Here is a 24,071-nt window from a genome sequence, read left to right as displayed (position 1 = left end):
TTAGTTTGTAGACAAAGTGGTATTTCTCTACTTGTCTACAAGTTTTTTTTGTATTTTAAATTACAAAGTAATAGACGCAGAAGAAATGACAAAGTGTTCCAAGCATGATAAAAATATGAAAAATTTCATGGAAACCCCAATTTTTAAAAGATAAAAATTTAGGCTTAATTCCATAAATCACGCCACCAACTGTGTAGAAAATTCCACCTAAGATTAGTGCGGACATTCCTTTCATACTAATCGCATCAGATAAAGGTGCCGAAGCAAGTATAATGACCCATCCTAAAGCTATATAAAGGGCTGTAGATAACCATCTTGGACAACTAAACCAAATCAATTTGAACAAAACACCACAAAATGCAATAAAAGAAACAATAGAAAAGATAATCCATCCTAATGTACCTTTTAGACTAATGATACAAAAAGGAGTATATGTACCAGCGATTAAGACAAATATCATTGAATGATCCATCCGTCTTAAAAAAGCGATTATTTTATCGCTAGCTTTTGCCATATGATAGGTAGTTGAAGCTGAATAGAGAAGAATCATACTTACACCGAATGCAATAACTGCAGATGTTTGTAAGATACTTCCACCAGAAAAAGTAGATTTAAAAACCATTGCTATTAACCCAAATAGTGATAATACCGCTCCAACTAAATGTGTCATGGAATTAATAGGCTCACGCATTAAGTTCCCCATTATAATCTCCTCCAACTATGTTATGTAGTTTTGATAACTACATATAAAGTTATCACCAACGACGTTATATAGTCAAGTGTTTTAAGAACAATTTTTTTATGATAAAATTAGTCTGTAAATTTTATATAAAGAGGACGAAAAATGAAAAAGATTAATGAATTAATTGAACAAATCGATTTAGATAAAAAAATAGTATTAGATGATATTCCTAATCTTGATCTATATATGGATCAGGTAATCCAACTATTTGATAATAAATTTGCAAAATCGAATTCGAATGAAAAAGTCATGACAAAAACAATGATTAATAATTATGCTAAAGCTAAATTGCTTTTCCCAATCAAAAATAAGAAATACACAAAGAATCATATCATTTTAATCAGTTTAATTTATCATTTAAAAGGTGCACTTTCGATTAATGATATAAAAGAAACTTTAAATGGACTAAATCAAAGAATCCTTGAAAACTATGAAATAAATATTGATGATATTTATTCAAGTTTTTTACATTTAAATGAACTAAACCTCGAAAAGTTTAAAACTGATCTTCAACAATCTGGTGAAACAGTAAACAAAGAAATTAATCAGTTAGATGATGAAAGTAAAGAATATATTGAACAATTGCTCTTAATTACTTCTTTCGTTAATATGAGTAATTTATATAAAAATGCAGCTGAAAAATTAGTAATGGAAATGATTGAGAAGCAGAAATAAAATTAATCTTTGAACGTTGTCGATGAGTGAGGGGCCGTTTCATTTGTACGGTCAAATGATATAAATTGGCCCCTCTGATGTTTAATAGATTGTATGAGGTAGGTATTAGGGGATTATTGATTAACCTGCTCTCTTCCTTACAAGTTATTAGCTGATTGCGATTCTCTGAAATTTAATTGTGTTTTTGCTAGTATTATTTGTTAATCTCTAATTTTAATTGCAGTTTTTTAGATTTTATTCGCAGAAAACTTTTATTTGCATAAATAGACTCATCTATTTGCAGTTCTCGGGGACATATTAATAGTGCATCCTTAAATAATTTTAAATTCTTGCTCTTTCATTCTCATAACAGTCCATTTTTCTTATTTAAGTCTATAATAGTATTAAAATATGACTAAGAAGAAATTAGTGGCAAAGGGTGATTTAAATTGCATTCAACTGAAACATTATATTGGACTTTAATTGAACATAAAGACTGGAAGATTCATATTTCTGCAACAATAAAAGGGCTATGTTTCGTAGGCTCACAGTGTGGAACCATTCAAGAATTACTTTTATTTAAGGATAAATACTTTCCTGGACTTGAAATGGAAGAAGATGCAACAATATTAGAAGATTATAAAAAAGAGATTATTGAATTTTTAGAGGGCGAGCGGACTAATTTTAATAGTAGTCTTGATTTTCGTGGTACTGATTTTCAAAATTCAGTTTGGAATGCACTATGCTCGATTGATTATGGAGAAACTAAAACTTATTCCGACATGGCGATTCACTTAAATAAGCCAAAATCTGTTCGAGCAGTTGCGAGAGCAATAGGTGCAAATCCAATATTGATCATAATTCCTTGTCACCGAGTAATTGGAAAGAATGGATCATTAACTGGCTATCGTGGTGGATTAGATATGAAGAAAAGTCTTTTAAAAATTGAAACTAGAAACTAAAGATGAAGATATTAATTAGGAGGTGTTTGGATGAAAAGTGAAATAGTTTATAAAAATCCAAAAACCATTCTAAATAAAGGTACAGGTTATCTATCTGGATATACTCACTCTTTAAATCCATATACTGGTTGCACATTTGCCTGTTCATATTGCTATGTAAGACAAATGCCTGTTTCACTTTTTCGGAAAAAAGAATGGGGTAGTTGGGTTGATATTAAACAAAGTGCACCTACAATACTAGAGAAAGAATTGAAAAGGGCAAAAAGTAAAGATAAAGTGACCATTTTTATGTCATCTAGCACAGATCCATATCAACCGATTGAATTTAAAGAAAGATTGACTAGAAGTTTATTAGAAGTCATGGTTCATGATCAGCCTGATTTTTTATTTGTTCAAACTCGGAGTCCGCTAGTAAAAAGAGATATCGATCTTTTAAAGCAATTTAAAGAGAAAGTACGTGTAAGCATGACGATTGAAACCGACTTGGATGAAATAAGAAATGCTTTCTCACCAATTGCACCTCCTATTAATGCTCGACTTAAAACGTTAAAAGACCTTGTAGAAGCGGGTATACCAGCCCAAGCTACAATTGCTCCTATTTTGCCTAGTAGCGAGGATTTCCCAAAAAAGCTATCGGAAATTGTCGATAGAATCTGTATCGATGATTTTTTCATGGGTGATGGAAGCGGAGGGAAACGAACAGGGCGTCTTGGTATTGAAAAAAAATATACCGAACTAGGTTTAGAAGAATGGTATGGCCCAGAAGCTTATCAATTAGTTTATCAACGGTTTAAAAAATATTTTTCAGATGACCAGCTTTTCATTAGTCAAAAAGGTTTCGAACCATAAACTAAAAATTAAAAATATCGATTCATAAAAAATGATAGAAAATTATGGTATTTTTATAGTAGAACGTTTTTTGTGAATGGAGAGATAAAAGATGGCAGAAGTAAAAACAATGGAAAGTAATTCAGATATTTTGAAAACGTTTCAAACAGTAAGTCAATTACGCCCTCATTTAAGTGAAGATGAATTTGTTAACACGATTAAAAGATTAATCAACACAAATAATTATCATCTTGTGGCTGTGATCGAAAATGAAGAAGTAACAGCCGTTGCAGGTTATCGTATAACAGAATCATTAGCATGGGGAAAATATTTTTATGTTGATGATTTAATAACAAGTGAAAATCATCGAAAAAAAGGCTATGCACAACTTTTGTGGAATTGGTTAATAAAAGAAGCAAAACAAAATAATTGTGAACAATTCCATTTAGATTCAGGGGTACAACGTTACGATGCTCATAGGTTTTATCTTAAAAATAGGTTAATTATTACTTGTCACCATTTTCAATTGAATTTTTAAATAATCATTGTGATCGAATTGATACGAGGCTGTGAAAACAGTCTTTTTTTTGTTCGTAAGTTTAAAACCACTGTAAAAATATGTATTAAAACGCCAGAGTTGTAAACCAATAAAAAAACAGATTTTACTAAATTTGATTTCAGAAATAGATTAAAGGAATGATATACTATTTTCAAATAGATACAGGAGGCTTTTAGTAAATGAAAGAAAAGAATTCAAAACGGCTAGCCAATATTTCACTAATAGTGGCAACTTGTGGTTTCGCTGCAACAATGCCGTTTCAATCTAAATTATTTCAAATCCTTTCTGGTGGATTTGAGGCAGCTTTAGTAGGGGGTCTTGCGGATTGGTTTGCTGTCACTGCAATGTTTCGTCATCCTCTTGGCATACCGATCCCACATACAGCTTTATTGCCTAAAAATAGAAAGAAGATTACTGAGGGGATTTTAACTACACTTAATAATCAATGGTTAAGTAAGGAAAGTTTAATTGAAAAGGTAGAAGAACGTGATTGGATTAATCAAGGTATAAATTCTTTTGAAAAAATGCTTGAAAATGAAGAATCAAGAAATAAAATGGTTTATTCAATCAAGCAATTTGGTGCATCTATTGAGGATGATACAATCAAAAACTATTTATTAAAAACTTTCAAGCCGACAATTGAGTCCATTTCATCTCAGAACTTATTAAGTAAGGCTGTCGATACGGTTATTGAAAAAGAATGGGATGCAAAGACCTATGAATTTTTAATTAATAAAATCGAAGAAACTGTTAGCTTACCACATATTAAGGAATTAATCGGGAAAGAGGTAATTCAGTTTATCGAGCGAAAGTTTTTTATGATTAAAGCTTTTCTCCCAATGATTGGAGAAGAGAAAATAACAGAATTTATACATAGCGGATTAATCGATTTACTATCGGAATTAAAACACCCGAATAGTGACAGGAGGAATTTCATTTTATCGTTTATTCGATTGGAAGCTGAAAAAAATAAATCGAATGAAAATATTATTCGTCAATTAGATGAATGGAAAAATAAAGGCTATGAATATATTGTAGATCAGGCCATTAAAATGTTTAGAACAAAAATTAATGATGAAGAGTTTATTTTTAATGCAATTCAAAAAATAATCAGCTTCATTAAAAATTCTAATTGGATTGATACTGTTGAGCAAAGTTTTAAGAAATTATTAACAAATACAGTTGAAAAATATCATCATAAAATTAGTGATTTAGTAAGATACAATATTGAAAAATTATCTACTGAAGAAATAACTGATCTATTGGAGAATAAAATTGGTAAGGATATTACTTGGATTCGTGTCAATGGAGCTGTTTGTGGATTTATTATTGGTTTAGTACTGACAAGTCTAAGATTAATTTTTACATAATATTTAAACATACTTCCTACAAAAGCCTTAATTAACGTAAAAAGTTAATTAAGGTTTTTTTCACATTATAAAAGGATAAATTGGCAGCAGGGAAGAAAAAACGACGTAGTTTCCAACTTTTGGAATTAATTATAAGTGCAACTACTTTTCTGTCTTCGGCTGAGGTCTCGCCAATCATTTAAAAAAATCCAATAAATAGAAACATAAGCATTTTATTGGAAAGAAAAATTTTTTTCATGTATTATAGGTTTGGGTAAAAAATATTTTCCGAATGAATAATTGGAATGAATTATTTGAACTAACTATAGCTCTAAATAAAAATTAAAGATCGTTTGAAAATATATTTTTTATTAACAACTATTTAAAAGCTCGACTAAGAGGAGGTTAAGTTAATGGATTCTATGTCATTTGTTTTGTTCGGAGCCACAGGCGATTTAGCAAAACGAAAAATCTTTCCTGCTTTATATAATTTATATATTGACCAAAAGATGCCTGAGTCTTTTTCAATCATTGGAATTGGTAGAAAAGATTTTTCAAATGACGAATTTCAGAATCAAGTAATGCAATCACTAATTACTTTTTCAAGAAGTTCTTTAGAAGATCAAAAAATGGTCCAAGAATTTCTAGATTCAATTCGTTATCAACAGCTAGATATCACGAATAAAGAAGGATTCGTTGATTTATTAGATTTAGTTAAAGAAAGAGAACAAGAATTACAGATTCCTGAAAACAGATTATTTTATTTATCAGTAGCACCAGAATTTTTTGAAGTTATTGCATCAAATATTAAAGAAAGTGGACTAGGTACGACAAAAGGTTGGAAGCGTCTAATCATTGAAAAACCTTTTGGACGTGACTTAAAGACTGCTAGAGATTTAAATGAAAAATTAAGTAAGTCTTTTAAAGAAGATGAGATCTTCCGAATTGATCATTACTTAGGTAAACCAATGGTTCAAAACTTAGAAGCTTTAGAGTTTGCTAATCCAGTTTTACAAGCATTATGGAACAATCAATATATCGCAAATGTTCAAATTACGGCAAGTGAAACAGTCGGCGTTGAAGAACGAGCGGGTTATTACGATAAATCTGGAGCTATCCGAGATATGTTCCAAAATCATATGTTACAAATGCTAATGATGTCAGCTATGCATTTAACTAACCAAAATTCTGCAAGTGATGTTAGAGCTGAGAAGAAAAAGGTTCTTGAATCTCTTCGACCATTATCAAAAGAAGAAGTAGTTTCTCATGTTATTCGAGGTCAATATGGTTCTGGTGAACAAAATGGTAAGAAAGTAGTTGCATATAGACAAGAACCAGGAATTGAGTTTTCATCACAAAATGATACTTATGTAGCAGCTAGAGTTTTAATCGAAAATGATTTTTGGAAGGGAATTCCATTCTATATCCGTACAGGTAAAAGAATGAAAGAAAAATCGACTCGAATCGTATTTGAATTTAAAAGCCCGATTCAAAACCTTTCAACAAAGAACAGTACAAATAATGGACCAAATTTATTGGTTATTGAAATTAATCCTAATGAAAGAGTTTCTTTCTATTTAAATAGCAAAAACGTAGATGGCAATATTGAACCTGTACAAGCTGAGTATTTCGCAAATAAAGAAGATCGTCCAGAAGCGTATGAGTTATTAGTATACGATGCTTTACGAGGCGATTCGAAATTTTTTGCTCATTGGAATGAAGTAGAATTGTCATGGCAATGGGTTCAACCAATTTTAGAAGCATTTGAAGAAAATTTAGTACCACTTCACACTTATAAATCCGGTTCATTTGGTCCAGAAGCTGCTGATCAATTATTAGCAGAAGATGGTTTCAAATGGTGGTTAGATACAGAATTTGTACAAGAAAATGAAAACAACAAAACAGATCTAAAAAGGAGTATTTAAATTATGAGTTCGATTTCTACATTATCAATTAATACAATCCGTACACTTTCTATTGATGCTATAAATAAGGCTAATTCTGGTCATCCTGGTTTACCGATGGGTGCAGCGCCAATGGCATATGCATTATGGGCAGATCATTTAAAGCATAATCCAAAAAGTTCAAAATGGTTTGACCGTGACCGTTTTGTTTTATCAGCTGGTCATGGTTCAAGTATGTTATATAGTTTACTACACCTTGCAGGCTACGATGTTTCAATCGAAGACCTTAAAGATTTCCGTAAACTAAATAGTAAAACACCTGGACATCCTGAATTTGGCCACACTGATGGTGTTGAAGCTACGACTGGCCCATTAGGTCAAGGTATTGCTACTGCTGTTGGTATGGCAATGGCTGAAGCTCATTTAGCAGGTAAATTTAACAAAGATAACCTTTCTATTATTGATCACTTTACTTATGCATTAGTAGGTGATGGCGATTTAATGGAAGGTGTTGCATACGAAGCTATGTCACTTGCTGGCCATATGAAACTTGGAAAGTTAGTTGTATTATACGATTCAAACGATATTTCATTAGATGGAACATTAAATCTTTCTTATTCAGAAGATATGAAAAAGAGAGCTGAATCATTTAACTGGCAATATTTAAGAGTTGAAGATGGAAACGATCATGTAGAAATTTCTAAAGCGATCGAATTAGCTAAACAAAATACAGACCAACCGACAATTATTGAAGTTAGAACAATTATTGGATACGGAAGTCCAAAAGTGGCTGGTACTAATAAAGCCCATGGTAATCCACTAGGTCTTGAAGAAGCAAAAGAAACGAAAAAAGCATATGCTTGGAACTACGAAGAAGATTTCTTTGTGCCAGAAGAAGTTAAGTTACATTTCAAAGATATACAAGAAAAAGGCAGTGAAAAAGAAGCTGAGTGGAACCAATTATTTAATGCTTACCGTGAAGCTTTCCCAGAATTAGCAGCTCAGCTTGAAAAAGCAATTAAAGGTGAAGTTTTAATCGAAACTGAAGAATTATTAACTTTTGACGAAAATAAAACAATTTCTACACGTGTTGCAAGTGGAGAAGCAATTAATCACTACATTAAAACAGTTCCTGAAATTTTCGGTGGAAGCGCAGATTTATCTCATTCAACAATGACAGATATTAAAGATGAAAGTAAATTTGCTGTAGAATCATTTGCTGGACGTAATATTTATTTTGGTGTACGTGAGCATGCTATGGGTGCTGCTGCAAATGGTATGGCATTACATGGTGGAGTTAAGCCTTTCGTAAGTACATTCTTCGTATTTAATGATTATTTACGTCCATCAATTCGATTAGCAGCATTACAAAAATTACCAGTAACATATGTATTCACACATGACTCAATTGCAGTAGGTGAAGACGGTCCTACACATGAGCCAGTTGAACATTTAGCTGCTTTACGTGCGATCCCTGGTTTAACAGTTATTCGTCCATCAGACGCAAATGAAACAGCTAACGCTTGGGCATATGCGTTACAAAATACAAATGGACCAATCGCTTTAGTATTAAGTCGTCAAAATTTACCAGTATTTGAAGAAACAGCATCTAGAATAGATAATCTTTCAAAAGGTGGATATGTTTTAACTGAAACGAACGATCAACCAGACTTAATTTTAATCGCTACTGGTTCAGAAGTATCGCTTGCAGTGAACAGTAAAAATGAGTTAGAAAAAGAAAACTTATCTGTTCGTGTAGTAGCAATGCCAAGTTGGGAATTATTTGATAAGCAATCAGATGAATATAAAGAGTCTGTTTTACCATCACATATATTAAACCGTGTTTCAATTGAAATGGGGATTTCACTTGGATGGGAACGCTTTGTTGGTTTCAAAGGTAAAAAAATCTCAATTGAGACTTTTGGAGCATCTGGAACAGGTAATGAAGTAATGGAATTATTTGGTTTTAGTACTGAAAATGTAGTAAACGTAAGTAAAACTTTATTAAATTCTTGATTAAATAATATTTAATTTATTTTTTTATCATAAAAATTTTTACTTAGAGAAAAACATTAATATGTAGATAATATGGGAGGATAACGTAATGAAAGTTGGTTTAATTGGATTAGGAAAAATGGGACTAAACTTAGGTCAAAATTTAATGGATCATAATCACGAAGTAGTAGCATTTGATTTAAATACTGCTGCAGTTGAAGAAATGAAAGGCTTAGGTGCTATTGGTACTTCAAGCTTAGAAGAATTAGTTAAAAATCTTAATACTCCAAGAGTTCTTTGGATTATGGTACCACATGGTGTAGTTGATTCTGTTATTAGTGAAGTAAAACCATTCTTATCAGAAGGGGATATTATCATTGAAGCAGGAAACTCACATTATAAAGAGTCTATTAGACGTTATGATGAATTAAAAGAACATGGTATCCGCTTCATGGATGCTGGTACTTCAGGCGGTATGGAAGGCGCTCGTAATGGTGCTTGTTATATGGTTGGTGGAGACCAAGAAGCTTGGGAAATCGTTGAACCAATCTTTAAAGATACTTCAGTTGAAAATGGTTTCCTATACGCTGGAAAAATTGGTAGTGGACATTTCCTAAAAATGGTTCATAATGGAATCGAATATGGTATGATGGCTGCAATTGGTGAAGGATTTGAAGTATTAGAAAAAAGTGACTTTGATTATGATTATGAAAAAGTTGCGAAAGTATGGAATAATGGTTCTGTAATTCGTTCTTGGTTAATGGAATTAACTGAAAATGCATTCTCAAAAGATGCTAAGCTTGATGAAATTAGAGGCGTAATGCATTCATCTGGTGAAGGAAAATGGACAATTGAAACAGCTCTAGACCTTCAAGCTGCTACACCAGTTATTGCAATGTCATTATTAATGCGTTACCGTTCATTAGATAACGACACGTTCACTGGTAAAGTTGTTGCGGCTCTTCGTAATGAATTTGGTGGACATGCAGTTGAAAAGAAATAAATAAAGTATAAAATAGGAAATATCCCTAAAAAATGGAGGAATTTAAAAATGAAATTTTTTATTGACACAGCTAATGTAGAAGACATCCAAAAAGCTTATAAAATGGGCGTATTATCTGGAGTAACAACAAATCCATCTTTAGTAGCTAAAGAAGGCGTTAAATTCGAAGACCGTATTGAAGAAATTTTAAAATTAGTTCCTGAAGTAGAATCAGTATCTGCAGAAGTAACGCCAAACGCTGTTTCTGCTGAAGAAATGATCGCTGAAGCGGACGAGCTAATTAAAATAAACGGTGGAGATAAAAATATTACGATTAAATTACCAATGACACTTGCTGGTTTAGAAGCTTGCCGCTACTTAACGAAAAAAGGTGTTAAAACAAACGTAACATTAATCTTTACCGTTAACCAAGCATTATTAGCAGCTAGAGCCGGTGCTACTTATGTATCTCCATTCTTAGGTCGTTTAGACGATATTTCTGAAGATGGCGTATTATTAGTTGCTAAAATTGCTGAATTATTCAAAGTTCATAATATGGATGCTCAAATTATTGCAGCGTCAGTTCGTCACCCAGACCATGTTACTCGTGTAGCATTAGCTGGAGCTCATATCGCAACAATTCCTTACAGTGTTATTGAGCAATTATCTAAACACCCATTAACAGATCAAGGTATTGAAAAATTTGCTGCTGACTGGGCAAAAACTTCATTATAATTTGTAAGAAACTTTAAATTAAATAAGTATAAAGCCCCCATCTTCATTGAAACCTAGGTTTGTAGCTATGAAATGGGGGTATTTACATAAAAACAAGGAATAGAGGAGGAAATAGGAATGAATTCGAATCAGAAATTTTTTGGTTATGTAGGTACATATACAAAAAGTGAAAGTAAAGGTATTTATCAATTTACGCTTGATACAGAAAAACAAAGAATAACTGATGTTAAAGCGGTTGCTGAACTAGGAAATCCTACTTATTTAACAATTAGTGAAGACAATAAGAATCTATATGCTGTTGCAAAAGAAGGAAACTTAGGTGGAATTGCTGTTTATGTGATTGATGAAAACAGTGGTGAGCTTAAAAAATTAAATGAACAGCTTAATGAAGGCGCTTCACCTTGTCATATTAGCATTGATACAGGAAAGCAAAATATTGTTACAGCAAATTATCATAAAGGTACAATCGAATTATATAAAATTAATCAAGAAAATGGTTTTGCTAGTGAGGTTAAATCAATTATGCAACATGAAGGTACTGGTCCAAATAAAGAGCGCCAAGAAAAACCTCATGCCCATTATTCTGGCTATACACTAAATGAAAAATATGTAGTTGCAATTGATTTAGGAATCGATCAATTAATTACATATAAAATCGAAAATAATTCTTTAATTGAAGTAAGCAGTCTTTCTGTTAAACCTGGAAGTGGGCCACGCCATATCACATTCCATCCAAGTGGAAAGTTCGCTTATATAATGACTGAACTTAGTTCAGAAGTAATTGCTCTTCAATTAAATGAGGACGGAAGCTTTACAGATTTACAGTACATTTCTACAATTCCTAGTGATTTTACTGAAAACAATCAAGGTAGCGCCATCCATATTTCAAAAGACGGTCAATTCGTCTACGCAGGAAATCGTGGTCATAACAGTATCGCAGTATTTAGTGTAAATCAAGATACTGGTAAGCTTGAATTAGTGGAAATCACTTCAAGTGAAGGTAATTGGCCAAGAGATTTCGTTTTAGATCCATCTGAGAACTATTTAGTTGGTTCAAATGAAATGTCAGGGAATTTAGTTTTATATACAAGAAATAAAACGACTGGAAAATTAACAGTGGTTCAATCAGACGTACAAGTACCAGAAGCAGTATGTGTGAAATTTTTAAACGCATAATCTAAATTAGGAGACTTTTAAGATGGATTTTAAAATAACTGATGCAGCCAAAGAAATACTTGGTGCAGTAGATCAAAATAAAATACTTCAATTAGAATTTGACCGTGGGAGCTGTGATGTCGTTAATAACATTTATGAGATAAAAGTTATTGATAAAAGAGAATGTGGTCCTAATGAAAAAATGATAATTGGAGACCAATTTGAATTTATGGTAAATAAAAATTTTGAAGATGTATATGAAGACCAACTAGTAATTGATTATGTTGATGGATCATTTGTTTTCAAAAATCGGAATCAAATTTTTAATAATCGAATCGGATTAACTTATATTAAGTAGGTTTAAGATTAAATAAGGATCTTGAATGATTACAAAAGAAGAATATTTTTTGAGATGCGATTCTTTGATGGATTAGCGTCTCTTTTTAATGATTATGTCTATTTTAGAATCAAAAAAAAAGAGAGGGGGTAATTGCAAATACAAATGTTGGTGTAATGGTTGGGAGTCGAACCCATTCCTGCCAATTTAAATTGGTTGTTCTACCGTTAAACTACCCTTACATAGATAAATCAACTCTTTAACATTGAATACTTATGGCTTTACATCATTTTTTTTAATACAATTAGCAAATTACATTGTTCTCATTCCTTTCTCTTAACTTATTGTTTTTAAAGTGAAAAATATTCGCTTCTATTCTTGTTTAAGTCGATTTGCTTGAATCTGTTTGGTCATCCAGTGTTTATCTGTCTGAACATGATTTTCTCGAACAAACTTTGCAACCGAATGTTTAAAATCATTGTATTGAAATCCATCAACTAATCGTATAACGTATCCTTCTTGTTCTCCGCCTAAATTAGACTTCTTTGTATAGCAAGCTTTTATAGCTTCTTCATTAAATACATCCTTGTATAAAACCGGTGCCGTTTTTAGTCCTAATAATTCGGACCATATAATGGTATCTTCCCAGGATAGACACTTATTTTGTTCGTCCCATATCGAAAAGACATAAAAATAACTTTCTAGTTCCTCATAAAGGATCGAATGCATTGCAAATACATTTTCCCCACAAACTCGCCAATTTTCAGGGATTTGATAACCAATCGTAGCTTGTAGCATTTTAACCCAATGCCTGGATGGATGGTCTAGGCTATCAGTTGACCTTGCATGAATCGAATCTCGATAAATCGAGCAATTTTCACCATCTATTTTTTCCGTTACAACAACTTCTTTTCCAATAAAATGGTCAACATTATGAAGTGTTTTATCATCAAAAGTTTTAGATTCTGACCAAGGTAAGTGAAATGTCTTTGGATACTTAATTTTCATATTCTAATACCTCACTTCGCAAACGTATCTGCTTCACGAAAGAAATAAAGTTTTGCGAGTAATTCATCCCCAAGTAAATGATAAATTTCAGTCGCTCCCGCGTTCCCACCGTAGTTAATTAACATGTGCATTTCGATGATCCCAACAACAGCTTGAATCATCTCATCTTCAAAACCTAGCTCTGTTAAAAAATGAAATGCAATTTGTGAAGAAACTTTTTCATGACCAAAGTAAGAATAATACCCTTTGGTAACTTTATACGTCTTACAAAATACCTTCCCAACATCATGAAACAGGGCCGCCATTTGCAGAAGGAGTTTATCTTTCTCTTCGTACATTTCATTAATGTACTCAATGAGTCCGTATGTGTGTTGACATAACGTCATTGAATGAAAAGGATTCTCTTGGTCAAAACCCTTCATTGCTTTAAAAAACGGTACAGTTTTGAGCTTTTCGAATAACTCTTCGTATGAAACTTCACTTACTAATAGATTTGTTAATTCTTCTTTCGTCATTTCATAAGAAAATGGCTCATGAATTGTGTGGATGACATCCCAGCCTTCATTCTTTAAAGGAAAATCTAGGTTCTTCCTCATCTTAACAAGTATTCGATCTTCTACTACTCGTTTTCTCTTGTTATTACGATCTACACAAACCTCATACGGCACATCCATGTAATAACACTCTTTGTGAACGTTAACAAATTTATTTAATGCTTTCATTCGTCTTTCACGTTCAATATTTGTTGCATCAATGAGAACACTTTTCCCTTCATCAAGTAAATGATTGGCTCTTTTGTATAATTCAATATACAAAAGATTCGTTCTTTTTTGCTTATTCACATTAAAGAATAGTGTTTGACGTAACTCATCGGTGGATAAAATAATAGCTTTTTCTTTTTTGGCGATTTGTTTAGCCATTTCACTTTTTCCACTACCAGGAATTCCAATCATATAAATCAATTTTTGCATTTTACTTCCTCCCTTTTCAAAAAGGCAGAACAGTAAGGTATTACGATTTGATGGAGCGAAAGTTTAAATTGAACACTTCCGCACTTTATATTATATATTCAAATGAAAGCTGCTGATAGTAAAATTTCCATTAATTTGAACGAATTACCATATTTCGAGATGAGGTATTTGTAACAAAATTTGTTGGTTAGTTTTTTATATGAACAGAAGAGTGGAATAAATATAGTTAGAAGTAAAAAATAACCCAATTGACGGAAAATTATGTGTATTGGATAATTAAGAACAATAGAAGCAAAAAAAAGTCAATGGAGGTCGACTGTTTTCAATCAGAAAATAAAATACAAACTATTGCTTTTGTTGAGTTTTGTCTTCATCAGTTGCAATATCCTTAAGCCTACTATTCAAATGAATGGAAACAATAAAAAAAATATCATATCAACAATCCATTCAGTATCCAATGGGGTAAAGACTATTGATATTATTAAAACTTTTGATTTTGGAAATGATCGATATGTCGCCTATTTGCAAAACGATACTCCGTCATACATTCACTTTAAAAAAGACAAAATAGGAAACTATAGATTTCTAAATGCTGAATATGAATCGAACTATGAAGGTGACAGTAATAATGAAAATACAGTAAATTCAAACTTACAAGACTTTGCTTTGCCTATCAAATATAAAGATGACAAGTCTTTACCATTGAAAATACTAGTCATTTCAAATCATTATAATACTGTCTCTAAATTGAGTGTTTGCCTTGTGAATGCTACTGGAAGCACTGAAATAGTTGAGATAAAAGTTGGTAGACCGAGTGCTAAAATCATTACTTTGTACAAAGCATCAAATGCATTTAGTATAGAAAATCGGTATTATGATGAACATGGAAAACAGATTGATTAATTAATAGATTAGGAACGATGAAAGGAGTATATTATTATTTCTTATAACCAATTATTAGTAGAAATCTATTGTTTACATAGTAGTAAAAATGAAGAAAGTTCAATAATTCCAGGATTTTGTAAACAAGTTAAAAAACCAGGTTTTCATTGTATCGAATATAATTGTCAACATAAAGGCTTAACATATGTTCCAAATGAGATTGCCTATACAGATGAATTGGGTCTAGTTGCGGATGTTGATTCGCATATAGGTTTTGGCGGTGAGATGGAGCCAGAACATGCTAGTGAAGAAAAAGTTAAAGATCTTAAAACAATGTGGAGTGAGATTTGTAAAAAGAAAATAGATGAAGCATACGAAGAATATATGGTAAAGAGTAGACTTAAAAGTAAGTAACTCTTCCACTCAAAAAAATGATTTTTTAGAGGCGCGAAGTTTCTATAAAGGGTAATAAGCAATGCGAAGGCAGGTGAAGTAACGAAACGAGCGTTTGGCGGGTGGACTAAAGAGTTACAATAGTGGACCTTATTTTATTTGAAATGCTTTTTCCATTAAGGTGTAGGATACAGGATTAATTGGATTGTTTGTGATATGATTTAAAATAAAAACATACACTCTAGTGATGTATATTTTTAACACTTTAGGGGATGGAGAAATGAAATTTGAAATGCAAAAAGCGAATATGTTGGCTGAAGATATAAATGATTTTGTCAAATTAGTACATAATAGTTATGAAAATAGTAAATACACATCTACAAATAATAAAGACAAAATATATCAAATAAAACTATTAATTGAAGAATTTAGATTCCAAGTATTGGCAGATGAACTATTCAGAATTAATCGGTTCGCATGGGATGGAAAATATACATATTTATTGATCGAGAACTTTATAAAAGGAATAAGCGTTATTGATGAATATGTGGAAAATAATTATAATGAACTTTATATTTTCACAGCAAAACTCTACACTTTAAAAAATTCAATCATTTCATTTAATAATAAATAATTTATGCGACAAAAATATTTCATTAAAAATTAAAAATGCTATTTCCTTTACAAAAGGTAATAGCATTTTATATTGAAGTTATTAAAGCTTTTTAAACCTGATTGGACTAACCATTAAGAATGCAAGGATTAAAGTAATCCATGCATTACTATAAAAAAACATTCCCATACCAGCTAGTGGTAATCCAGCGGCAGGGATCGGCAAGCCCTTAAAATAACCTATCGTTGGTTTAGCACTAAATTTTGCTAATCTTAATGCCCCTATTGTAGGAAAAAGGATAAATGCAAGTGATGTTAAGATGGATGGTGCCGAAATGGAATGAAACAAAAGAGCAGGGGCAACTCCGAAACTTACTATATCCGCTAAAGAATCTAATTCTACCCCGAATTCACTATTCACTTTTAATTTCCTTGCAACTCTTCCGTCAAGAAGATCAAAAAAAGCAGCAATGAAAATAAAAATTGAAGAAATCATTATTAAACCACTCATATTAAACGTAATCGAGAGAACACCGCATAATAAATTTCCGATTGTAAGTAAATTAGGTATAGATTTTACGACCTGACTAAACAAAGAATCACCCCAGAACATTAAAAACCTTTCAATAGTATTTTCTATCTATTTACACTTTATTCCTTAAAAGAAGCATTAACCTAGTGATTTGAAAAGTGCGTACAAATAAAAAGGATGGTATTAAAACGTCCTTTAGTAAATTTCCACTCATTAATTTCCGCTGAAAATTCATATTGCAAGTTTTGAAAATTTAAAGCTAATGCTAAAATGGAGTTATTATTCGGGTATACTTCGTATGTTACATTTAATTTTTACCGAAAACGTTAAGATATTGGTCTCATAAATAGAATAAAAAAGGTGAAAATTACCAAATATCGAATATTTATTAGATGGGAACTATTCTAAAAAGCAATTAAATCATTTATGGAGGCTTTAAATGAAAACAATATCAGCTTCAATGGGATTAATATTAGAATTGATTAGAATTATAGTAATCTTTGGGGTATTAGGTGCTTTATTTTCAACAGTTTTATCAGTAGTATACACAGAAATAGGTGTGAATCTATCTAATTCGGGATGGTGGAGTTCGTTTGGAATCCTTATTTTAATATTTGTCTTATATCGAAACAAATTCCAATTCAGTGGATGGTACAATGGGAAAGGTAAGGAGAAATTAACGAATAAAGTCACTGGACTTTTAGTTTATTGCTCAATAGTATTGATGTTACTTCCTGGATTAATTGAATTATTTAATAGGTTTGTAAAATAATCAGAAACAAAATTATTTGATTAGCTATATAAAAAGATCGACTTCTCGTCGATTTTTTTATTTAAAAATCAAGAAGATAAAAGATCTAATTAAAAAATGGTTCATGAGTAAATTACCAAGAAAGTAGAAGAAAATATCTTTAAATTATTGGAGGGGTTGAATTGACACTTTTTGGTTATTTATTTTGGGGATTTATAGTTGTCGCAATTGCATTTGGTTTCTTTATGCAAAAAAAATTCGGAACTAAAGCACCAGATAAAACGGAAAGTCAAAAATTGCATGAAGAAATTACTAGACAGACACATAACAATGATCGACCAAGATTTTAAATCACAAGTGTGGTTGTTGTATGGAAAAAAAATACACCCAATTAATTCTATTTCCAAATGAAGTTAAAGCTTGAAAAAGTTAATATAATAGAGAAAGTAGTATTTTTACCAAGAAAGGAAAATAGCATGAAAAAGATTGATGAATACTTTGAAACAGCAATGGAAGCTTGGAGCATGATGCAAAAAACGACTGATGATGAAGGAGCAGAATGGGCAGAAAGATTTGAACGCTATTTCTATGAATTTATTGATGAATTGAAGAAATGGTGGGAAACGCTTGATCCAAAACCAACAAATATTGAAGATGCAGAAGAGTTACCTGAAGTTAAAAAGTGGTTGGAACAAATTCCTGGTCCAGTCCAATTAAATTTTTTAACTGAATTAGAAGATATAATGGATGGTTTTGATACAGTACGCTTTGATTAAGGAGGAATACATATGTCCGAAAAAGATTTGGATACTAGATTTAATGTAACTTATAAAGAAGCGAAAATGACCTCTGGCGTAAAAATAATAGAAGATAAAGAGACAGGAATACAATATTTATTTAGTTGGCATGGCTATGCTGGAGGGCTCACTCCATTATTGGATAAGGACGGGCAACCGGTTATAAAGGAAAAGAGCGAAAAGGAGTAAGAGCTGATTATGAATCAGCTCTTTTTCATTTCAGAGGAGTGCATATTATTTTATAAACCAACGTTTTCAAAGAAAGTTATCGTATTAAAATTTGATGTCAATTCTAAATACTATTTCAAAAAGTCACATCGAAAGTATGATGTGATTTTTTGAATTTATTCAGTATGTAATCCAGCGAATATTACCTTTAATCCATATAGAAATTGTTCTTCAAAGTCAAAACTATAATGATACTGTTCACCAAAAAATGAAGTAAATGCAGTTATTTCTTCATGAGTGTATGTGAACTGTTTTGCACGATGTTCGTCTGCTACAAAAGATAATACATAATTGTTAAATAGGTTACCCGCAACAAGACAGTTTTGATCAGATACCCCGTATTTAGTCAAATTCTCTAAAGTGAATTTGACTGCTTTTAATCTGCTTGGTGTAGTTGGCATAGACTGCGCAAAAACATCTACTGCATCTCGTGTCTTTAATAGAACTCTTCGAACTTCAAATGCTAGAGCTGTTAAAGCTTCCTTAGCATCATCCAATCCTTCAGGTAGGACAATTTCATTATTTAAGTGCTCAGCAATTAAATCATACAAAGCTTGTTTATCTTTAATATGCCAATATAAGGATGCGGCTTTGATCTCAAGTTCCTTTGCCAATGTGCGCATCGATAAATTACTGATTCCGTCACGATTTAAAATATCAAGGGATGCTTTTACAATTGCTTCTTTCGTTATAGCCATAAAATCTCTCCAAAAATTTAATAATTGCCATTGACTCTAACAGTGTTAGATGTTAATCTAACGATGTTAGATAACTAACGTTGTTAGACGTTTTGTTCTCTTATTGTACTAAAAATATAAATTAGTTTAAAGTTCAAACAAATTACCTACTAGTTAAATCAAATAAATTTAAATATAAGACTTGAACAATGAGTGATAATATAAAAAAAGAGATCGGGTGGATATGATGATGAAAAATATGCGTAAGAAAAAAGATATTGGAATTTACGGATATACAGCAAAATGGTATGACAAAAACTCACGAAAAAGTCGTTTGACACAAATGCAAGAATACGCAAACGAAATTAAATCTTTAGTTAAAGAGGGAGCAAGAATTTTAGAAGTAGCACCTGGACCAGGATATTTGTCTATTGAACTAGCGAAAATGGGCTTTGATGTTACAGGAGTAGAGTTAAGTCCAGATTTTGTTAGCATCGAAAAAAATAATGCGAAGGAAGCAAATGTTTTAGTAGATTTTAAAGAAGGTAATGCATCAAATCTACCTTGTGATGATAACACATTTGATTTTATTGTTTGCAGTGCAGCATTTAAGAACTTTATGGATCCAGTCAAAGCACTATCAGAAATGTATAGGGTATTAAAACCGGGTGGAACGTCGCTTATTATCGATATGAATTATAATGCAACTGCTGAAGATATTGAAGGTGAAATAAGAAAAACTGAAATGAATGGTTTTGATAAGTATTATGTAAAATTTGCATTTAAAACTTTCTTGAAAAAAGGTGCGTATACAAAAGAAAATTTTGAGATGTTAATAAATGAAACTGAATTTAAGAATTATAACATTAAGCAAGAAGGTATCAGTTTATATGTTTATCTTTATAAATGATAATGTTTATTAATTGAATTATATAAGTATTCGAGTTTCAAGACTATTAATCTTAAAGAATATTTTGGCATGTAAGTTGAAGAATTTTTGTTAAAATTCCCCATTTAAATTCTAGATTGTTATAATAAATATAGATAATTATAGAAAGTTGGGACCTGTTTGAGAAAATTTCTTCTATATATTTTGTATTTCAAGCTAATATGGGATCTCATTCATTTAGTATATAAGGCTTGGGGAACGTATACACTACAAAATCTAGTTTTTGATTCTATTTAAATATTCATCGATTTATTTATAATTGTGATTATACTAAAAATAAAAAAGTCTAGAAAAAAATTAACAAAATTTGAGCACTTCCATAACGAGGCTTTTAATTATGATGAAAGAAAAGAATATGAAAAAGCTCTTCAAGTAAGAACAGAAGGTCTGAATTTACAATCACTAACTGATTTACAACGTGCAGAATTACTTGTGGGTAATGGTGGAACTTATTCTTATTTAAATGATTATAAAAATGCTACCAACAGCTTCGATCAAGCTTTTGAGCTAGTTAAACAAGAGAAAATTCCTTATGATGAACAATATAAAGTAATAATTGAATGTTATGTAAAAGCAAACCGAAAAGAAGATGCCATAAAATTAGTTGAGGAATTGTTAGAGAGACAATCTTACAATAAAAAATTCAAAAGATTACAACCAATAAAGGATCAATTATTAACTTAATCTTAGAACAATATAAAAAGTCGATTCCTCAAAGGAAATCGACTTTTTTATTGTTAATAATCATTTATTATTCATAAAATTTTGTTTCTCTAAATATTCTAGAACTGTTTGAGAATATTCATGGTGAGATTCTTGTGTATACTTTGCGATTGTATAAATTTGAGCTAAATTCTTTAATCCTAGTTTTTCAGTCATTTCTTTAAGCTTTGGAACGTCCATATAACGTTGCCAACCTTTTTCATTTCTTTCTTTATAGATTTCAAGAATATCTTCATCTGAATAATCATTATATTGTTCATAATGAACTAGACCATTTCTTGGAAGTCGGTCACGTAATGCAGGGTTTTCTTTAGGATAGCCTAATGAATAACCTACAATTGGAACGACATTTGGTGGTAAGTTAAGAATCTCTCCAATTTGATTACAATTTGCAAGTGTAGAGCCCATATAACATAGACCAAGGCCAGCATTCTCAGCTGCTAATGCACAGTTTTGTGATGCCAATGTAGCATCAATGGCACCAATCATAAAGCTCATAAAATTATCAAAATGTACAGGTGCATCATTAAGCGTAAGCCATTTTCTCATTCGATTAAAATCCACACAAAAAGTTAAAAGAATAGGGGCATCAATAACCATTGATTGCTCCATATGAGCAGAATATAATTTTTTTCTAATCTCTTTGTCTTTTGTGACAATAATCGAATAAGATTGCATATTGCCACTTGATGAAGCACGAATACCTGCATCTAATATTTGATCTAGCAGTTCTTGACTTACTTCCTTATCCTCGTATTCTCGAATTGATCTGTGCCCGTGTAAAACATCGTTAAATTCCAAAACTTTCACTCCTCATATTAAAAAGATTTCATTAGAAATAATAAGAAATATACAAAAGTCGACATATTATTTAAATTTGTAATTATTTCTGAATAATCAAATTATAAAGTAAACATATCATAAAAAAACGTTACCGTACACAAATTTGTACTTTTCAATAAATTTTAGGGAAAATTACTCAGTTTAATATTATTTTAGAATAGTATATTGTCTAAAAATGTCAAAAAATTACAGAGTAGTAGTTGTTAAAAATAAATGAATCTAACAAAATTGGTAGAATATAGTAGAAACGGAAATATTTTAAAGTTCCATTTTCGTTTTACATTTCATCAATCTTTACAATTTGTAGCCTATTTCTAACACATATAAATTTAATAAAATAGAAAATAAATTAAGCTCAGCATCCTATTTTAGACTGAGCTTAATTTTCTTTTTTTTAGTTTTTAGTGTTAATTATCAACTAAGTTCATTATTCTAACTTTAAATTCTTAAATTCAATTCGATATAAATCACGACGTCGATCGCGTAATTGACGAACTGATCCCGTATTTCGAGAACGTCTTAATTTTTCAAGGTCTACATCTCCGACTACGACAGTATCAACATTTGCATCACATTCACCAACAATACCATCTCTTGCAAACCCAAAATCAGAAGGGGAGAAAATACCAGATTGTGCATATTGAATGTCCATGTTCTCTACATGTGTTAAGTTTCCAACTGTTCCTGCGATACAAGTATATACTTGGTTCTCAATCGCTCTTGCTTGAGCACAATAACGAACACGAAGATACCCTTGACGATCATCCGTACAAAATGGAACGAAAATAATATTTGCTCCTTGATCAACGGCAATACGAGCAAGTTCTGGAAACTCGATATCATAGCATATTTGAATAGCGATTTTTCCACAATCTGTATCAAATACATGGATTTCGTTACCTTCTGAAATTCCCCACCATTTTCGCTCATTAGGAGTTGCGTGAATTTTTAATTGCTTTTCAATCGTACCATCGCGTCTAAATAAATACGCAACATTGTAGATATTGCCATCTTCCTCAACGAAATGAGATCCCCCGATAATATTGACATTGTAACGTACAGCAAGTTCTGTAAAAAGTTCGATGTATTGCTCAGTATATGTTGCAAGCCTACGAACAGCCTGATCGGGGCGTTTTTCTTCTAGAAAGGACATCAATTGTGTTGTAAACAACTCTGGGAAAACAGCAAAGTCCGAACCGAAGTCAGCGGCGACGTCAACATAATACTCGATTTGCTTTGTAAAATCAGAGAATGAATCGATTTTTTTCATCATGTATTGAATTGCGCATATGCGAACTGGGAATGAAGCTCGATAAACACGTTTAGATTTTGGCAGATAGTCAATATTACTCCATTCCATCAAAGTGGCAAAGGAATCTGACGCTTTATCATCCGGAAGGTACCGTGTATTAATTCGTTTAATTGTAAAACCTTCCATCAACTGGAATGACAAAACAGGATCATAAATACTATGTTTCTCTACTGCTGATACATACTCACGTGGTGACATTTCATCTCTATGTTTATGATAATTTGGGATTCGACCACCAATGATAATGCTTTGAAGATTTAGCTGTCGAGCCAATTCCTTTCGTGCTTCGTAAAGACGATGGCCAATTTTCATACGACGGTATTCAGGATCAACCATTACTTCAATTCCATATAAATTAAACCCATTCGGATCATGATTTGTAATATAACCATTATCAGTTATGACGTTCCAAGTGTGCTGATCATCATATTCGTCAAAATCAACCATTAAACTTGAACAAGAACCAATAATTTTATCCTCATACTCAACGCAAAACTGACCTTCAGGAAAAATGCGAATATGACTTTCTAACTGTTCGCGTTTCCATCCTTCCATGCCAGGAAAACAACGGTTTGATAACTTCATAATTTCACTAATATCTTCCATACGTATATTTCGAACTTCAATTTTCTTTTCGTATTTTGACATATCTGTCTCTGACATAATCTCACGTCCTAAATATAAATGTCTCACTTACTAAGGGTCCAGCATAAAAGGTCTATGGCATTTCCGATTCTTATAGTTAGGATACCCACAATTTACCTTTTCAATATGATCTAAAAAAGAGATTTCTATTTACAACAGATTTTATGAAAATAAAAAAAGCCATATTTAGTCTTATCCCTGTCAAGAAATGGCCCTTGCTAATCAAAGTAAAATCTGAGAGATTGATCGGTAAAAGATAGAGGTAGAAAGGACATTTTTTAATCAAAATGTCCTTTTTATTTGTATTCCTTTTGTATGGAGCGATCGAATTACTTTTTTCTTCTTAGTAACTGGAAAGGTATGAGTAAGTAAATAAACAAAAACGTGAAATATAGTTACTCATAAGAGGTTCAAGAGGAAGTAAAACGGTGAGAATCTGAAATGTAGTTACTCATAAGAGGTTCATGAGGAATTAAAACGGTGAGAATCTGAAATGTAGTTACTCATAAGAGGTTCATGCGGAAATAAAACAGCGGGAAACTGAAA

General features: G+C 31.6%; 27 protein-coding genes. 20 read left to right on the top strand and 7 right to left on the bottom strand.

Going from position 1 to position 24,071, the window contains the following annotated elements; translation table 11 throughout:
• Positions 1-55 precede the first annotated feature (55 nt).
• A complete protein-coding gene (gene trhA, locus AB1282_RS19105; RefSeq protein ID WP_429899901.1) occupies positions 56-703 on the bottom strand; it encodes a PAQR family membrane homeostasis protein TrhA in 648 nt (215 codons plus the stop codon).
• Between the two features lie 141 nt (positions 704-844).
• On the opposite strand from trhA, the gene AB1282_RS19100 reads away from it, so the two are divergent.
• The 11 genes from AB1282_RS19100 (at position 845) to AB1282_RS19050 (ending at position 12,223) form a co-directional block, all read left to right on the top strand.
• Positions 845-1,417, top strand: a complete 573-nt coding sequence (locus tag AB1282_RS19100; protein ID WP_429899900.1) for a DUF1836 domain-containing protein — start codon at positions 845-847, stop codon at positions 1,415-1,417.
• 428 nt (positions 1,418-1,845) lie between these two features.
• Entirely contained in the window at positions 1,846-2,358 is a 513-nt protein-coding gene (locus AB1282_RS19095) for a methylated-DNA--[protein]-cysteine S-methyltransferase (RefSeq protein WP_429899899.1), read from the top strand.
• Between the two features lie 30 nt (positions 2,359-2,388).
• Positions 2,389-3,207 (top strand): SPL family radical SAM protein, encoded by an 819-nt coding sequence (locus tag AB1282_RS19090; RefSeq protein WP_429899897.1) that lies wholly within the window; start codon positions 2,389-2,391, stop codon positions 3,205-3,207.
• Between the two features lie 91 nt (positions 3,208-3,298).
• Complete coding sequence (locus AB1282_RS19085; RefSeq protein ID WP_429899895.1) at positions 3,299-3,724, top strand: GNAT family N-acetyltransferase; 426 nt, start codon at positions 3,299-3,301, stop codon at positions 3,722-3,724.
• A 200-nt stretch (positions 3,725-3,924) separates the two neighbouring features.
• Entirely contained in the window at positions 3,925-5,115 is a 1,191-nt protein-coding gene (locus AB1282_RS19080) for a DUF445 domain-containing protein (protein WP_390312244.1), read from the top strand.
• 392 nt (positions 5,116-5,507) lie between these two features.
• Positions 5,508-7,019: a glucose-6-phosphate dehydrogenase gene (gene zwf, locus AB1282_RS19075; protein WP_056465975.1), complete on the top strand. Its 1,512-nt coding sequence runs from the start codon at positions 5,508-5,510 to the stop codon at positions 7,017-7,019.
• Positions 7,020-9,014: a transketolase gene (tkt, locus tag AB1282_RS19070; RefSeq protein ID WP_156339588.1), complete on the top strand. Its 1,995-nt coding sequence runs from the start codon at positions 7,020-7,022 to the stop codon at positions 9,012-9,014.
• Between the two features lie 88 nt (positions 9,015-9,102).
• Positions 9,103-9,996 carry a phosphogluconate dehydrogenase (NAD(+)-dependent, decarboxylating) gene (gene gnd, locus AB1282_RS19065; protein WP_429899892.1) on the top strand — a complete coding sequence of 298 codons (894 nt, stop codon included), beginning with the start codon at positions 9,103-9,105 and terminating at the stop codon, positions 9,994-9,996.
• Positions 9,997-10,044: 48 nt separating this feature from the next.
• Positions 10,045-10,710 (top strand): fructose-6-phosphate aldolase, encoded by a 666-nt coding sequence (gene fsa / locus AB1282_RS19060; protein ID WP_056465967.1) that lies wholly within the window; start codon positions 10,045-10,047, stop codon positions 10,708-10,710.
• Between the two features lie 117 nt (positions 10,711-10,827).
• Entirely contained in the window at positions 10,828-11,886 is a 1,059-nt protein-coding gene (locus AB1282_RS19055; protein WP_429899889.1) for a lactonase family protein, read from the top strand.
• A 22-nt stretch (positions 11,887-11,908) separates the two neighbouring features.
• Complete coding sequence (locus tag AB1282_RS19050; RefSeq protein ID WP_056465961.1) at positions 11,909-12,223, top strand: iron-sulfur cluster biosynthesis family protein; 315 nt, start codon at positions 11,909-11,911, stop codon at positions 12,221-12,223.
• A 351-nt stretch (positions 12,224-12,574) separates the two neighbouring features.
• Here AB1282_RS19050 and AB1282_RS19045 read toward each other — a convergent pair whose 3' ends face one another.
• Together AB1282_RS19045 and AB1282_RS19040 are read right to left on the bottom strand one after the other, a co-directional pair.
• On the bottom strand, positions 12,575-13,210 hold the full coding sequence (locus AB1282_RS19045; protein WP_429899887.1) for an RNA ligase family protein: 636 nt from the start codon (positions 13,208-13,210) through the stop codon (positions 12,575-12,577).
• Between the two features lie 11 nt (positions 13,211-13,221).
• A complete protein-coding gene (locus tag AB1282_RS19040; RefSeq protein ID WP_429899885.1) occupies positions 13,222-14,181 on the bottom strand; it encodes an AAA family ATPase in 960 nt (319 codons plus the stop codon).
• A gap of 405 nt (positions 14,182-14,586) precedes the next feature.
• Here AB1282_RS19040 and AB1282_RS19035 point away from each other — a divergent pair, with 405 nt between their 5' ends.
• From AB1282_RS19035 to AB1282_RS19025, 3 genes are all read left to right on the top strand, one after another.
• A complete protein-coding gene (locus tag AB1282_RS19035; RefSeq protein WP_429899883.1) occupies positions 14,587-15,084 on the top strand; it encodes a hypothetical protein in 498 nt (165 codons plus the stop codon).
• Between the two features lie 216 nt (positions 15,085-15,300).
• Positions 15,301-15,477: a hypothetical protein gene (locus AB1282_RS19030; RefSeq protein ID WP_429899881.1), complete on the top strand. Its 177-nt coding sequence runs from the start codon at positions 15,301-15,303 to the stop codon at positions 15,475-15,477.
• A gap of 259 nt (positions 15,478-15,736) precedes the next feature.
• On the top strand, positions 15,737-16,090 hold the full coding sequence (locus AB1282_RS19025) for a hypothetical protein (protein ID WP_056465949.1): 354 nt from the start codon (positions 15,737-15,739) through the stop codon (positions 16,088-16,090).
• Positions 16,091-16,171: 81 nt separating this feature from the next.
• On the opposite strand, the gene pssA is transcribed toward AB1282_RS19025, so the two are convergent.
• On the bottom strand, positions 16,172-16,663 hold the full coding sequence (pssA, locus tag AB1282_RS19020) for a CDP-diacylglycerol--serine O-phosphatidyltransferase (protein WP_429899879.1): 492 nt from the start codon (positions 16,661-16,663) through the stop codon (positions 16,172-16,174).
• A gap of 376 nt (positions 16,664-17,039) precedes the next feature.
• Between pssA and AB1282_RS19015 the strand changes: the two genes are divergently transcribed.
• The 4 genes from AB1282_RS19015 to AB1282_RS19000 all read left to right on the top strand — a co-directional run bounded on the left by AB1282_RS19015 (position 17,040) and on the right by AB1282_RS19000 (position 18,337).
• The gene (locus AB1282_RS19015) at positions 17,040-17,372 is read left to right on the top strand and encodes a hypothetical protein (protein ID WP_429899877.1); all 333 of its coding nucleotides are present in this window, start codon (positions 17,040-17,042) and stop codon (positions 17,370-17,372) included.
• Positions 17,373-17,533: 161 nt separating this feature from the next.
• Entirely contained in the window at positions 17,534-17,701 is a 168-nt protein-coding gene (locus AB1282_RS19010; protein WP_156339587.1) for a hypothetical protein, read from the top strand.
• 126 nt (positions 17,702-17,827) lie between these two features.
• Positions 17,828-18,127 carry a hypothetical protein gene (locus tag AB1282_RS19005; protein WP_056467032.1) on the top strand — a complete coding sequence of 100 codons (300 nt, stop codon included), beginning with the start codon at positions 17,828-17,830 and terminating at the stop codon, positions 18,125-18,127.
• A gap of 12 nt (positions 18,128-18,139) precedes the next feature.
• Entirely contained in the window at positions 18,140-18,337 is a 198-nt protein-coding gene (locus AB1282_RS19000) for a DUF6440 family protein (RefSeq protein ID WP_429899875.1), read from the top strand.
• Between the two features lie 155 nt (positions 18,338-18,492).
• Here the strand turns inward: AB1282_RS19000 and AB1282_RS18995 are convergent, their stop codons facing one another.
• A complete protein-coding gene (locus AB1282_RS18995) occupies positions 18,493-19,074 on the bottom strand; it encodes a TetR/AcrR family transcriptional regulator C-terminal domain-containing protein (protein ID WP_429899873.1) in 582 nt (193 codons plus the stop codon).
• Positions 19,075-19,303: 229 nt separating this feature from the next.
• Here AB1282_RS18995 and AB1282_RS18990 point away from each other — a divergent pair, with 229 nt between their 5' ends.
• Together AB1282_RS18990 and AB1282_RS18985 are read left to right on the top strand one after the other, a co-directional pair.
• A complete protein-coding gene (locus AB1282_RS18990) occupies positions 19,304-19,963 on the top strand; it encodes a class I SAM-dependent methyltransferase (RefSeq protein ID WP_429899871.1) in 660 nt (219 codons plus the stop codon).
• A gap of 300 nt (positions 19,964-20,263) precedes the next feature.
• Positions 20,264-20,686: a hypothetical protein gene (locus tag AB1282_RS18985; RefSeq protein ID WP_429899869.1), complete on the top strand. Its 423-nt coding sequence runs from the start codon at positions 20,264-20,266 to the stop codon at positions 20,684-20,686.
• 60 nt (positions 20,687-20,746) lie between these two features.
• Here AB1282_RS18985 and AB1282_RS18980 read toward each other — a convergent pair whose 3' ends face one another.
• Together AB1282_RS18980 and AB1282_RS18975 are read right to left on the bottom strand one after the other, a co-directional pair.
• Positions 20,747-21,526: a nitroreductase family protein gene (locus tag AB1282_RS18980; protein WP_056465933.1), complete on the bottom strand. Its 780-nt coding sequence runs from the start codon at positions 21,524-21,526 to the stop codon at positions 20,747-20,749.
• A gap of 469 nt (positions 21,527-21,995) precedes the next feature.
• Positions 21,996-23,543: a bifunctional GNAT family N-acetyltransferase/carbon-nitrogen hydrolase family protein gene (locus tag AB1282_RS18975; protein WP_056465927.1), complete on the bottom strand. Its 1,548-nt coding sequence runs from the start codon at positions 23,541-23,543 to the stop codon at positions 21,996-21,998.
• Positions 23,544-24,071 lie beyond the last annotated feature (528 nt).

Origin of the sequence: Gottfriedia sp. S16(2024), from assembly GCF_050473765.1 — a bacterium.
Taxonomy (GTDB): domain Bacteria; phylum Bacillota; class Bacilli; order Bacillales; family Bacillaceae_G; genus Gottfriedia.
The sequence above is the reverse complement of the archived record's forward strand: the minus strand, read 5'-3'. Positions and strand labels throughout refer to the sequence as shown.